This is a genomic window from Streptomyces europaeiscabiei, from assembly GCF_036346855.1.
Lineage (GTDB): Bacteria > Actinomycetota > Actinomycetes > Streptomycetales > Streptomycetaceae > Streptomyces > Streptomyces europaeiscabiei.
The window spans coordinates 5,975,719-5,988,418 of sequence record NZ_CP107841.1; the positions used below are offsets into that span (position 1 = coordinate 5,975,719).

9 protein-coding genes and 2 pseudogenes are annotated in these 12,700 nt (G+C 68.5%); 4 read left to right on the top strand and 7 right to left on the bottom strand.

Going from position 1 to position 12,700, the window contains the following annotated elements:
• Nucleotides 1-2: 2 nt before the first annotated feature.
• From OG858_RS26175 to OG858_RS26185, 3 genes are read right to left on the bottom strand one after another with little or no spacing between them, the layout of a single operon-like run.
• Nucleotides 3-4,775 carry a putative T7SS-secreted protein gene (locus OG858_RS26175; protein ID WP_319317841.1) on the bottom strand — a complete coding sequence of 1,591 codons (4,773 nt, stop codon included), beginning with the start codon at nt 4,773-4,775 and terminating at the stop codon, nt 3-5.
• A gap of 2 nt (nt 4,776-4,777) precedes the next feature.
• Nucleotides 4,778-5,434, bottom strand: coding sequence for a hypothetical protein (locus tag OG858_RS26180; RefSeq protein WP_086746306.1), 657 nt, complete (start codon nt 5,432-5,434; stop codon nt 4,778-4,780).
• Nucleotides 5,415-5,846, bottom strand: a complete 432-nt coding sequence (locus OG858_RS26185; protein ID WP_179200753.1) for a hypothetical protein — start codon at nt 5,844-5,846, stop codon at nt 5,415-5,417. Before OG858_RS26185 ends, OG858_RS26180 begins: the two co-directional genes overlap by 20 nt.
• A gap of 711 nt (nt 5,847-6,557) precedes the next feature.
• On the opposite strand from OG858_RS26185, the pseudogene OG858_RS48225 reads away from it, so the two are divergent.
• From OG858_RS48225 to OG858_RS26195, 3 genes and pseudogenes are all read left to right on the top strand, one after another.
• Nucleotides 6,558-7,184, top strand: a pseudogene (locus tag OG858_RS48225) (SidA/IucD/PvdA family monooxygenase); the annotation flags it as partial.
• Between the two features lie 178 nt (nt 7,185-7,362).
• Nucleotides 7,363-8,697: a glutamine synthetase family protein gene (locus OG858_RS26190; RefSeq protein ID WP_327724635.1), complete on the top strand. Its 1,335-nt coding sequence runs from the start codon at nt 7,363-7,365 to the stop codon at nt 8,695-8,697.
• Nucleotides 8,698-8,764: 67 nt separating this feature from the next.
• Nucleotides 8,765-9,247: a redoxin domain-containing protein gene (locus tag OG858_RS26195; RefSeq protein ID WP_327724636.1), complete on the top strand. Its 483-nt coding sequence runs from the start codon at nt 8,765-8,767 to the stop codon at nt 9,245-9,247.
• 18 nt (nt 9,248-9,265) lie between these two features.
• Here the strand turns inward: OG858_RS26195 and OG858_RS26200 are convergent, their stop codons facing one another.
• From OG858_RS26200 to OG858_RS26210, 3 genes are read right to left on the bottom strand one after another with little or no spacing between them, the layout of a single operon-like run.
• Nucleotides 9,266-9,640 (bottom strand): hypothetical protein, encoded by a 375-nt coding sequence (locus OG858_RS26200; protein WP_319262816.1) that lies wholly within the window; start codon nt 9,638-9,640, stop codon nt 9,266-9,268.
• Nucleotides 9,641-9,692: 52 nt separating this feature from the next.
• Nucleotides 9,693-10,112 (bottom strand): PIN domain nuclease, encoded by a 420-nt coding sequence (locus OG858_RS26205; protein WP_319262611.1) that lies wholly within the window; start codon nt 10,110-10,112, stop codon nt 9,693-9,695.
• The gene (locus tag OG858_RS26210) at nt 10,112-10,366 is read right to left on the bottom strand and encodes a type II toxin-antitoxin system VapB family antitoxin (RefSeq protein ID WP_013001761.1); all 255 of its coding nucleotides are present in this window, start codon (nt 10,364-10,366) and stop codon (nt 10,112-10,114) included. The genes OG858_RS26205 and OG858_RS26210 overlap by 1 nt, the downstream gene beginning before the upstream one ends.
• Before the next feature lie 921 nt (nt 10,367-11,287).
• On the opposite strand from OG858_RS26210, the gene OG858_RS26215 reads away from it, so the two are divergent.
• Entirely contained in the window at nt 11,288-11,428 is a 141-nt protein-coding gene (locus OG858_RS26215) for a hypothetical protein (RefSeq protein ID WP_179200755.1), read from the top strand.
• 52 nt (nt 11,429-11,480) lie between these two features.
• Here the strand turns inward: OG858_RS26215 and OG858_RS26220 are convergent.
• A pseudogene (locus OG858_RS26220) lies at nt 11,481-11,943 on the bottom strand (transposase); the annotation flags it as partial.
• Nucleotides 11,944-12,700 lie beyond the last annotated feature (757 nt).

The window sequence follows — 12,700 nt, forward strand, 5'->3', positions numbered from 1 at the left end:
CCTTATCGAATCTGCACAGCGGGAGCCATGTAGCCGTTCTTGGCCGGAATCCTGCCTTCCACCACGTCTGCGTGGGTAATCGGCCCACCGGGATCGGTGGGCAAGCCGCCAAGCGCCCTCACTCCGGAGTCGCCTCTGATGCCGGACGGGCCGTATGCCGTGATGACGTTGCCTGCCCCGGCGCCGCCACCCTCCGCCACCACGATGTCCTCCCCCTGTCGGAAGGTCAGCCTTCCGCTGCCCGCCGTTGAGTGGTACACCGCGTCCGGGTTCTTGAGGATCTCCAGGACCCGTTCGTCGCTGAAGCCGTGCATGGAATCCGCGTGGTAGTTGCCGGCCTTTCTCATCCGGTCTCCCTGAGCTCTCTCGACGACGTCGTCCGCGGTCTGGATGGCCCTTTCCCTGGCCTGTTGGGCCTTCTCCTCCTTCGTGTACTTGGGCATGAGGCCCAGCGGGTCACACCCGCTGTGCGGGTTGTCCACGTACGCGACGGGGTTCGGGGCAGGAGCGAGGCCGAGGGGGTCGGGGGAGGTGTAGCGGCCGGTCTCCGGGTCGTAGTGGCGAAAGTAGTTGTAGTGGAGACCGGTCTCGGGGTCGTAGTACTGGCCGGGGAAGCGGAGGGGGGTGTAGGTGCTGCTGTCACGGGCCCAGGCGGTGGTGCCCCACAGCGTGGTCCGGGAGCGCCACGCGATGTCGCCGGACTCGTCGATCAGTTCGGTGGGGGTGCCGATGAGGTCGGTGGCGATGGCGAAGAACCGGCGGTCGATCTCCTCCTGGCGATCGTCGGCCGTGAGGAGGCGCTCGGTCTGGGCCACGGGGACGACGTCCCGGTGGTCCCAGGTGAGGGCGACCGTGTTCGGGAAATCCGGCTGGTGGCTGGTTTGTTCGCACAGGGTGAGGCCGTCCCAGGTGAAGCGGATCTCCTCCACCACGCTCTCGCCGTCGGCCGCCAGGCGCTGTTTCGCGCTGCGGCGGCCCAGGGGGTCGTAGCGGTACCTCCACCGTGTCCCGTCGGGGGTGGTGACGGACGTAAGGCGGTTCTCCGTGTCCCACTCGTAGCGCCAGGTGTCGGGCTTGCGGGAGAGGCGGGTCTTCTGCCGCTGGACGACCCGGCCGAGGGCGTCGTGTTCGAAGCGGACGTCTCCGGCCCGATTGATGGTGGTGCCGGTGTAGGCGCGCGGTCCGGTGGCCTCGCTGCCGGGGTGGCGGGACGGCCAGGATGCCGAGGTCTGGTTGCCGGCGTCGTCGTAGGCGTACCGCTCCGTCCAGCCCTGGGCGTGGACGGCGGTGACGCGGCCCGCCTGGTCGAGATCGAAGGTGCGGGTGCCCGACAGCCGGTCGGCGAGGGAGATCAGGTGACCGTCGGCGCGGTAGGAGTAGGCGCGGCTGTTGACGGCGCGGGCTCCGGCAGAGATGTGCTGCGCGGAAAGCCGTCCGGCCTCGTCCCAGGTGGAGGACACGGTGACCGCGTCGCCGAAGACGCGGGTGAGCTCCCGGCCGGCGGCGTCGTGCGTGAAGTCGATCCGGTGATCGCCGCAGGTCAGGCGGTGGGGTAGCCCGTCGGCGCCGTAGGCGTAGGAGGTGACGTGACCGGTGGGCGTGGTGCGCTTCCTGCGGCGGCCCAGAGCGTCGTAGGAGTAGGAGACGGGACGGCCGTCCACCAGCTCGGTCTTGACCTTCCCTCGGCGGTCGTACTGGTACCGGAGTTCGCTGTCCGGCCCGGCCGCCTCCAGCAGGCGTCCTGCCCTGTCGTGGACGTAGGTCGTCACGTGGCCGTCGACGTCCTTGCGGACCACCTGGCCGAGCTGGTCACGCTCGAACGAGATGGTCCCGCCGAGCGCGTCGACGCGCTCGGCGAGCCGGCCCGCGGCATCCACCCGGTAGGTGAGGGTGCGGCCGTCGAAATCGGTCTCGGAGACGACGTCGCCGGCGGCGTCGTACTCGTAGGTCCAGGTCAGCCCTTGCGGGTTGATGACGCGAGTGAGGCGCAGCTCGGCGTCGTGCTCGAACTCGTAGCGGGCGCCGTCGGGTCGGGTGCGGGCTACCGGCAGGTCGAAGTGGGTGTACTCGAAGCGGGAGACGCCACCGGACGCGTCGGTGTGGGTGAGCAGGTTGCCCTCGCCGTCGTAGATCCACGACTCCGTGGCGCCGTCGGGGCCGGTGCGCCGGGCGAGCTGTCCGTCGGCGTGCCACTCCAGGCGGGTGACGCCGCCCATCGGACCGGTGATGCGGACCGGCCTGCCGAGGGCGTCCCGCTCCGTGCGGGTGATGGCGCCGGCCGGGTCGGTCGTCTCCACGGGCAGCCCTGCCGTGTCGCACACCACGCGTGTCGTGGCCCCGAGGGCGTCGGTGACCGAGGTGAGCCGGCCGGCGTGGTCGTAGCTGTAGCGGGTGGTGGAGCCGGCCTGGTCGGTGACCGCCGTGCGGTTGCCGCGTTCGTCGAACTCATGGACCATGCGGGCGCCGTCCGGCCCGACGACCTCCACCGGCAGACCGAACGGGCCGCGCACGGTACGCAGTTCGCTTCCGTCGGGGCGGATGGCGGAGACGGCCCGACCGTCCTCGTCGTAGGAGAAGGTGGTGGTGAGACCCAGCGGGTCGGTGCGGGTCAGGAGGTTGCCGCGCGGGTCGTAGGCGAACCGGGTGGTGTGGCCGAGCGGGTCGGCGACGGCCAGGAGACGGCAGCCGGGGCCGAACAGGTGGCGGGTCGCGTGCCCGTCGGCGGTGGTGAGCGTGGTGGTGTGGTGGCCGGTCTCGGGGTCGGGTTCGGTGTAGGCCAGCGTGATCTGGACGTGGCCGGCCTCGCCGCCCTCCGCCACGACGCGGTCGCGGTCGTCGTAGACGTAGTCGTAGCGGCTTGCGTTGGAGTCGATCCAGGCGACGACGCGGCGGCGGTCGTCGTAGACGAAGGTGGTGGTGGCGCCGGAGGGCTTGGTGACGGCGATGAGGTTGCCGTCCTCGTAGCCGTAGCTCATCAGGGGCAGGTCCGCGCCGCCCTCGCCCGCGCCTGCCAAGGACAGGGCGGTGACCAGGCCGTCGGTGAGGGACAGCTTCATCTGACGGCCCGCCGAGTGGACCAGGGCCAGCGGCAGGCCGTCCTCGCCGCGGTCGACGGTGATCGTGTGGCCGTTGCGTTCGGTGATGCCCGACAACCAGGCCGTACCGTCGCCCCCCGGCTCGCTGCCGGACGGGGTGGTGAAGTGGAAGGTCAGGCCGCTGTCGGGGTCGGTGACCGTGTAGTCGCCGTCGGCGTCGCGGGCCAGCAGGGTGTGGGCCCTGCCCGATTCCGGCGTGGTGGGCGCGCCGGGGACCGGGTGCGGGTACGTGATCAGGAGCCCGTCGGCGGTGACGTGGACGACGCCGATGGCGTCGATCTGCAGACGCTCGTCGACGGTGGACGTCCAGGCGGGCCCCAGGAAGCGCCCGACCGCGCAACCGGACTCGGTGCGGCGGGTGAAGACCAGCGGCAGGATGCCGGGGAGTTCGACGTCGGTCTGGGGCAGGTACATCCGGCCCGTGGCGAGGTCCACCGGGTCGCCGCCGGGGTTGCGGTCGCCGTCCGGGGTGTTGTGGGTGCCGTCCGGGGTGTCGTCGATCAGCTTGCGCGCCCGTGCGGCGTCGGCGGCCTCCTCTGCGATGCGCACGCCCTTCACCGCGGCGCCGCCGCCACCGGTGGCGGCGGTCAGCGCGAGGTCGGGTATCAGCCGGCCGAAGCCCTCGGCCGGGTCCTTCATGAAGTCCTTGACCATCTGGGTGCCGGTGCCGATGGGATCGTTGGCGGCGACCACCAGCCCCGCGGCCAGGCTGTTGAGGGACATGGCGTACTCGGCCGGGTGCGTGAGGTTGTACGGGTCCATGGGATTGACACCGCGGACGAAGTTGAGGATCCCCGCCGTGCCCTTGATGATGCCGCCGCCCACATGGTCGCCCATGATCTGAAACTCCTGGAGCCCGTCGTTCAACTGCTCGGCGTACGACGGCTTCTCAGGGGCCATGTCGCGGGCGGCGCGGACCGCGGTGCGCGCGGTCTCCGCCGCCGAGTTCCGCTGCTTGCGGGCATCGGCGAGGAGGTCCTGGGCATCCTGCATCAGCTTCTTGCCAGGGTCGTCGAACGTCGCCGCGGGCTTGGGAGGGAGCGAGGACGGGTCGCGCTTGTCGGCCGGCTGGGCGTTGTAGCGGTCGACGGCGCCGTTGTAGTCGTCGACCTTCTTGCGGTGGGCGTCGGCGGCGTCCTCGGACGCCTTGACACCCTCCTTCCACTTGTCGATCGCCATCTGCGCCTGTCCCTGCGCCCAGGTGACGGTGTCGGCGAACGCCTCGAGCGCGCCGACCGCCTTCGCGCTGGCATCGGCGGCGGCGTACCACTTGGGCGGCTGGGTGCTCACCGCGGTGCGCAGCGCGTTGGCCGTCTCGCCCTTGAGCTGGGAGGAGTCGAGGCCCTTGAGACCGTCGCCGGTGTCGTCGAAGGCCGTCTGGAAGGCCCGGAGTTTCCTGGCGGTGGCGTCGAGCTTGCCCGCGCTGCCGTAGATCAGCTTGGTCTTGTCCTCGGTCTGCCCGAGGTCCATCTCGTCGACCTCGGCGCCCATCCGGTTGGCGACGGAACGGGACTGCTCGCGCACCCAGTCCGCACCGGACTCCCAGCCGACGTCGTCCAGCCGGTCGGCGGTCCAGTTCCCGGCGTCCTCGACCCGGTTGCCGGCCCACTCGACGCCGTCCTCGACCGCGTTCTCGACCGAGTCGGGCGTGATGTCACTGATGAAGTCGCCGACACCCATGGTCAGTTACCCCCGGACTCACCCTGCTGCTGCGCCTGCTGGGCGCGTTCCTCCGGCGACGGGCCGAAGGTGTCGTCCAGTGCCTGGTTCCACTGGTCGTCGGAGATGCCGAGCGCGTCGTTGAGCATCTCGGACCGCTGGCCGCCCTGGCCCTCGGTGAGGACGGTGCGGCCCGTGTCCTTCCACGTCTGCTCCACCTCCTGACCTGCCTGCTCCCACGACTCGGCGCTCCAGTCCGGGTTGAGGGCGTCCGGCGTGAACACGTCGCCCCAGTCCTGCTGGGTGATCTCCTCCTCGGTGGCGTGCGGGTTGCCACCCATCACGGAGTTGACGCCCACCTTCAGCGCGCCCTCGACGTACTGGTCGTGCTCCCACTGGGTGCCCGCCGCCAGGCCGAGGCGGTTCGCGATCGCGCCGGCGTCGCTCACCAGGGCTCGCACACCCCACTCCCAGCGCTCGCAGAAGTCCTCGAAGTCGACCGAGAGGCCGTGGTGCCCGGCCTCCATCCCGGTCATCGACAGCTCCGAGAAGCCCTTGCCCATCACCGAACCGGTGGCGCCGCCGAGTTCACCGAGCTCGTCGATGGTCGCGCCCATGCCCTGTGTGAACTTCGCGACAGCCGCCTTGTCGAACCGCAGGTCAGCCCCGTCCCCGCCCATGACCGCGCCCCTCCTGTGCCTCGCCGGAGTCGACGGCGACGCCGTCCGGAACGACGCCGACGACCGGCGGGAAGAACATCGACCCGTCCTCGGTGGCGATGTCGACGGCGAGGCCGGCGGGCTCGTCCAGGGACGGCACGACCTCGTCGACGATGCGTGCGCCCAGCAGCGCCGCGTAGTCCATGGGCTGATCACCGGATCCGTGAAAGAGGGCGAACCGGGCCAGTGCGGCCTCGTCGGTGAACCCGCAGATCCACCGCACCCCGCCCGACCGCGCCGACCAGAGGCCTCCACCGGCCGTCGGAACCAGAAGGACCGAGCGCCGCATCTCACCGACCAGCGCACGAGGGTCACCGACTCCCCTTCTCCGCTCGGCAATTCGCTCGGCGAGCGCTGTCCTTGTCTGTTCCACGGCCCCTCCCCCTCGTAGGTGACTGATGGCACCGTAGATCAAGACGTGCGGCACGCCAGGGTCGGTTCTCGTGAAGGTTCTGCGCGGGGCCGACTGGCCTCAGGGCACGGGAGTCGCCGGCCGATGCCCGGCCCCTGCGGGCGGGACGCGCTGGTGGCCCGGGTACCTGCCCCCACGCCGATGACGATCACCAGTCTTGCCATGGCGGCCTCCGTCGACGGCTCTTGCTTGGTGGTCCTCGTGTCCGCGAAGAACCGAGCCCACAGCCGTACGGAATATTCGCGGCTACTCGGCTACTCGGCTGCCCGATCGTGTCGGCCAAGGACCGGCCACTTCTCCAACACCACCGCGCAAGGTTCCCATGACCCCCTTTTGTAGTTTTCTGGCCCTCCATGTCCTATTCACTCCACCGTCACGAACCGTCGCGGTCTGGTAGTGACCCCTGGCTGATTGTGATCATTTCGCATGCTCATGTCATGATCAGAGTGGGGCCGGGAGCAGGTCGCGGACTTCCACGGGGGTTCGGTGTGTGATGTGTCGACCACGAGTGGAACAAGGCCAGACTCTGGCTCCCGTCACAGTGGGCGAAGACACAGCAGCCGCGGTTGCACGGGCCGAGGAGGTCGCCGCCCTGGTGTCCGTCCACACCTCCCCGTCCGCCGAGGGTGAACCGCCCACCCGTCGCCTGCCCAGTGCGGAGTGCTGGACCTGATGACCGGCCGCAGCAGTACGAAAAGGACGTCCGTGCAATCGCCTGACTCCTACTGGCTCTCTACCGGACCCAAGTGGACTCGCGGCAGTGGCACACTGCCCCGGCTCGACCGGGGCGCATACGCGCGCTGGATCGACCGTGGACGGCCCCAGCCGAGCCATCGGGAATGGGCCGACTACCTGGAATGGGCTGCAGACCGGGTGGGCCTCAGGACTGTCACCGGAGAGGTGCAGCGCGCCGAACTCGTCGACGGCGGTTGGGCTTTGAATGTCGACAGCGCCGGCGGTCGGACTACGGTGCACGGCTGCGGACTCGTGGTCTCGGGCCCGGGTCCGACCACTGGTGTCGTGTCCACCGACGGTGACCGCGTCCTGAGCACCGGCGACTTCTGGCGTCTCACCGCCGAGGGACTGCCCGATTCGGCACGCAGGGTGTTGGTCGTCGGGGCCGGTGAGACCGCGGGCACGATCGTGCGTGATCTCTCTCTGTCGCTGCACCGTGATGTCACTGTGGTTACACCGTGGGCCACCATCTACAGCCGTGGCGAGAGTTTTTTCGAGAACCGCTACTACAGCGACCCCACCGGCTGGACCAGCCTCACCGAGGCGGACCGGCGAGAGTTCATCCGACGCACCGACCGCGCTGTCTTCTCCCAGGAGGTGCAGCGAGAGCTGGCCCTCGCCGCGAATGTCACCTGGGAGCCAGGCCGAGTGATCGGCACGCACCACATGACCGACGGGCAGTTCGCGGTGGACCTCGTAGTCAGTTCCCCCTTCCTTCCACGAGCGCAGGAGCATTACACCCGTGACCCGACAGACGATCACCGATCCCTTGGAACAGAGCGTGGATTTTGTCCAGTTGCTCTTCACCGACATCGCGGGACGCCTGAAGACGTTGGAGGTCCCCGCCAGCCGCTGGGCCGAGGTACGCGGCCAGGGCTGGACCCTCGACGGGGCAGTGCTACTCGGGTACGGCGACGCCCGGCACAGCGACCTCCGGCTGGTCCCGGACACATCGACACTCATACGCAGGCCCTGGACCACCCCCTCCGGGCGGGCGATCGCGATGGTCTTCTGCGACGTCCTGGATGCTACGGGCCGGCCGTTCGCAGCCGACCCGCGAGCCGTGCTGCGCCGGGCCGTGGAGAGCTCGGAAGCCCGCGGGCAGCGCCCGGTCTTCGGTGTGGAGGCCGAGTTCTATCTGCTGCGCCGATCAGACACCGGTGCCGTCGGGCAGCCGGCCGACAACGCCGGCTACTGGGACCTGGGCGTCGACGAACAGGCCGACGAGGTCTGCCGGGACATCAGCGAAGCACTGGAGCAGATGGGGCTGACCGTCGACGGGCATCATCACGAGGTCTGCCACGGACAGCGTGAGATCGTTTTCCGGCACGGAGGCGCCCTGGAGACGGCGGACCGGCTGCTGCTGCTCAAGCACACGGCCCGGGTCATGGCACGCCGCCGTGGCATGGCGGCGGTCTTCATGCCCAAGCCGCTCGCCCATCTCTACGGCAATGCCCTGCACGTCCATGTCTCGCTCGAGGACACTGAAGCGGACTCGGCACCGCTCTTCCACGATGCCGCCGATCCGCAGGGCATGTCCGCCCTCTTCCGTAGCTCTCTCGCCGGTGTTCTCGAGCACGCTCCGGCGCTGACGGCGCTGGGCAACCCGAACGTCAACTCGTACAAGCGGCTGGTCCCGGCCTCCGGCACGCCCATGCACCGCAGCTGGGCGCGGCACAACCGCTCCACGGCGTTCAAGGTCGTCGGCCACAACATCGCGCCGCGCTCGATGCGGCTGGAAATGCGCAGCCCGGATCCCGCGGCCAATCCGCATCTGTTGTTCGCCGGGGTGCTGGCAGCATTCGCCGACGGCCAGGACAAGAATCTCAAGCTCGCTGACGCGTGCGAGCAGCCGGCGGATGAGCTGACCGCAGACAACCTCGCCGTGCACGGGATCACCGCTCTGCCCTCGGACCTTCCTTCCGCCCTGCAGGCCCTGGCACAGGACACCACGGTCCGCGGCGCACTGGGTGACCTTGCCGCACAGGCCGTCGACCGGGGCGCCCGAGCGGACTGGTCCGCATGGCACCGCATCGTCACCCCCTGGGAGACGGAGCAGTACGCGGAGACCGTCTGACCCTCTGTCGGCCGTGCCGACGCCGGCCGCCATGACCGCCTTGTCGACTCACCGAGGAACCACCACCATGCACTTCACCGCCGAAAGCACCGATGGCCCGATCGGCGTGCCCTCCCCGGACCACGAATGGACCGCTCTGTTCTTCATCACCGAACCCGGCATCGGCGAGATCCTCCCCGAACTGGCGGGCTGCACGACGGGCCTGTGCTCCGCCCGCGACGACGCCGCCCGCTTCGCCCGTGCCGGAGTCCGGGTGCTCGGCGTCAGCGCGCATGCCCCTGGCCACCTGGCCGACTTCGCCCGGACCCAGGACCTGGGCTACCCCCTCATCGGTGACGGTGACCTGACGCTCGGCCGAGCCCTGGGTGTGCCCGAGGTACGAGCTGACGACCGCGTCCTGTTCGCCCGGGCCGCGGTGATCCTCGACCGTGCCGGTCGGATACGGGCCCTGCTCCACCCGGTGCCGAAGCCGGAGCACCACGCCGCACTGGTCCTGGAGAGGGTCACTCAGCTCAAGGCCGCGGAAGCCGCCGGGACCGACCGTGACTGAGGGCGGTACCACGCTCGTCTACGCCCCCGCCGAAAAGGACCTGGTCGAGAGGTTCCTTCCGTGGACGCGCGAGGTGCGGCTTTCCGACGCCTTCCACGGGACGGCCTTCAACAGCTCGACCGCGGACCGCCGCTGGGCGTTCTGCTCCACGATCTCGATGTTGGCGTCATTGATCGCGTCGAACATCCTGTCCAGATGGTTCACACGCAACTTGTCCAGGTAGAACAGGCCGAGGGGGGCATATGCGATCGGCGCCAGGAAGAAGATGGCGAGGGCCGGTTCGAGGAGGCTTACCCCGGTGGTCCAGCCCAGGACCCGCAGGGATCCGAGCCAGGCTGTACAGGGTGACCAGTGCGCTGACGCAGGCCAGCTGCCGCGCTCCCCGGCGACCATTCGATGAGGGACACCAGACAACTCATCGGAGGTGGGGAAGGCCGACACATACTCATCGGTCGGCACTGCCGGGCGGAACGACCCATTCGGTGGGTTGGCCGGTGAGGGAGGCGATCATGTCGAAGTCTCCGTCGTAGTGGAGGAGCGTTCGCCGGTTCAGTTCCGCTGTGGCGGCGATCAGCAGGTCGGGGAGGGAAAGAGCACGGTGGAAGCCTGCGTTGAGGGCATGGCGCTGGATCTCGAGAGCGCGGGTGAAGACGTTGTCGTCGGTGCGGAGGTAGTCGAAGGCGTGGAGCCAGGTGCTGATCCGTGTAGCTTCCGAGCTGTCCCGTGCGGAGTGGATCATTTCGAACTCGGTGGGCTGGCATACGGCGAGGAGGTAGCGCTCGTGCAGAGGCTTGAGCACCTCCTTGACGCTCGGCTTCGTCCAGCGGGCAAGGGCGGACTTGTCGATCAGGTAGCGGTCCTGCATCAGGCGGCCCGGCCTCCGTCGCGGTCGCCGTTGTGCTTGAGGGAGCCGTCTGCGTTGCGGGGCCCGGTGTTCTCGACGATCTCACTGAAGTCGAGCTCGCCGGCCTCCATGGCGTCGAATCCCTCCTGTCGCAGGTGCCTCTTGACGGCGTCTTCCATGGCGAGGCGGACGGCTTTGGCCTTCGTTTTGGTCCCGAAGATGCGCATGGCCTCGGTGACCATGTCTTCGTCGAGGTCGATGACGGTTCTGGCCATGTGGATGATCCCTTCGAAGACGTTCCTGCCAGCGAAACGATACCATTCTTCGCCCATGAGAGATATCGTTTCGATCGGAGGTGTCGTCGTGGATGGAGGCTGCGGCGTTTCGTGATGAAGCGCTGCGTGGTCGCCCCTTGTGAGGAATGGAAAGTCGTCCTCGTGCCTGGCTCTACCCCTGCCGGGATTTCGTCAGAAGCGAAGGGGTGGCGAGAGGCGGCTGGCCAAGCAGCCCTGTCGGTGGGCGGCCGGTGGACAGACGCCTGGATGGTGCATCACGTGGTAGCACGAGGTAACCAGCCCGCGGGTGCTCTGATCAGGTAAAACGTCACCACGCAGCATGGCAGGACACCATGTGACGCGAACGCTCACGGTCTCGTCATGCGTAGGTCTCGGGTTCGAATCCCGAAGGCGGCTCGGATTAACCCCAGGACTCACTCGCCGTGACCTGGGGTTTTTTCATGTCTGGGACATGCCGAGCCGCACGACGGGATGCCGTGGAAGTGCTTGCGTGAGCGATGCGAGAGCGGAGCGGCTCGACGACGTACTTCTTGGGCTTCACCCGCTTGGCCTTCACGGCGGCCTTGGAGCCTGCTTGCTCCGAGCGCAGGGCATCTCCGCATGGGCGCTGCGCTCGGAGCGAGGCGTACTGACACACACCTGCGGCGGTGGTCGTCTCATCTCGCCCGCTGCTTGTCGTGGTGATCTCTCGTAGCGCGGGGCAGCTGTCGGCCCGAAGCGATTCTCGGCGGGCTGGTCGTCGCGTATCGGACAGAACCTCGGGCCCCTATATATGGCCCCTCTTGTCCTCGGAGCATTGATGCGCCTCATCCACGGCCTGCCCCTCGGGGGGCGTTCGTGCCGTAGCTCGCCGACGTCCGCCCGGTGGTACCGGGCAACCGCGTTCCACGGAGGGCGAGGATGAGCGTCGGGAGTGTGGGTATTCCACGGCTGCAGGACCTCGCGTACATCGAGATCGCCATTGCCAACGTTGCTCAGGGCGCAACCTTCGAGCAGGTGCGTCGTGCTCTCGTCGACCGAGCTGCTGCGGGTGGCGCGTGAAGGGGATACGTACGGCTCGTACTCCGCCCGCAAGTTGGAGCTAGCGCGGTCGGACACCAGGGAAGCACGTCCACAGCACTGTCGACGTCCTCAAGGAGCTGATGCGTCTCCGCGAGACTTCGCTCCTGGATATCCCGGTGTACGCGCCGAGGGCTTTGACCGGGTCGACCGACCGTGTGGACACACCGTGGACGTAAGCCTCCATGATGACGGCGTACTGGGCCTGGTCGATGCGGCGGCGCCGCTCCAGCAGCGCGGGGAAGGGGCTCCTCGACCGCAGCTTGGGGATCGCGAGGTCCAGGTCGCCGGCTTGGGTGGTGAGCGTCCTGCCGCGGTTGGCCGTTGCGAAGCGCGGTGCGCGTCTGGGTGTGCTCGTTCCACTCCGCGCCGATATGGGCCTCGGCCTCGGCCTGTTTCTGGAGCGTCTGCCCGCCCACACCACGAACGAGTTCGAGCCCATCCGTTGAACGTAGTGACTCCAACAACCGGAGTAAGTCATGCCGAGACGGGGTCACCCTGCACCTCCCGTGCTGAACTGGCCGTTCACGACGCAGAGTTGCACGGTGGCCCGCCCTGGGGCAGGAGCGGCAATCACGTCAGCGCGCGCCCCCGTCGAAGTCCAGCTGGTCGAGCGACACGGCGGTCCCGCAACAGGGGGTGTCGACGGAGAGGGACGGGAAGCCGTCCTGGGGGTCCTCGATCAGGTCCCTCACCGGGCCGAGAGAGGCGGTGATGCGGCCGGTGCGGACCGGCGTGCCCCAGCGTCTGCGCGAGGATCCAACAGTTCCGTGAGCGCTCCGTCCATCCGGCTCCAGCAACAGCCCCACGGTCAACTCCCCTGCTGTGCCCGCACCCCTCTCCGCCCTCACATGCGGCGCTGAACGGCTGAGACATCGGAACTTCAGCTGCCGTGTCAATGGGCGTGGGCGCCTCGTAACGTGCGTCACACTGTGCGCCATTATCGCATTCCGGCCGGCGAGGACCGGCCGGGCACACGTGCCGCTCACGCCCTCCTGATAAAGGCGGGAATGGCGCGGATAGCGCCAGGCATGCATATCGCGACCATGTTTCACCAAAGCGGACATAAGGGTGCCAGTCGCTTCAGGTGAATTAGGATCTTGGAATGGTTGACCTCGAGTCGCGCTATCGCCTACGATCTTGATCATTACGCGGGAAATTTTTGACTGGCAGCGACGCGGGGGGCGACTGCTTGTGTTCTTCCTTCTACCTTGGGATTTTGCTGCGCCTGGTGGGCCCTGCCCGAGATGAATA

Bases quoted from the DNA above. Each gene is read 5' to 3' on its own strand.
- OG858_RS26175 (WP_319317841.1), bottom strand. From the start codon at position 4,775: ATGGGTGTCGGCGACTTCATCAGTGACATCACGCCCGACTCGGTCGAG.
- OG858_RS26180 (WP_086746306.1), bottom strand. From the start codon at position 5,434: ATGGGCGGGGACGGGGCTGACCTGCGGTTCGACAAGGCGGCTGTCGCG.
- OG858_RS26195 (WP_327724636.1), top strand. From the start codon at position 8,765: ATGCACTTCACCGCCGAAAGCACCGATGGCCCGATCGGCGTGCCCTCC.
- OG858_RS26200 (WP_319262816.1), bottom strand. From the start codon at position 9,640: ATGGTCGCCGGGGAGCGCGGCAGCTGGCCTGCGTCAGCGCACTGGTCA.
- OG858_RS26205 (WP_319262611.1), bottom strand. From the start codon at position 10,112: ATGCAGGACCGCTACCTGATCGACAAGTCCGCCCTTGCCCGCTGGACG.
- OG858_RS26210 (WP_013001761.1), bottom strand. From the start codon at position 10,366: ATGGCCAGAACCGTCATCGACCTCGACGAAGACATGGTCACCGAGGCC.
- OG858_RS26215 (WP_179200755.1), top strand. From the start codon at position 11,288: ATGAGCGTCGGGAGTGTGGGTATTCCACGGCTGCAGGACCTCGCGTAC.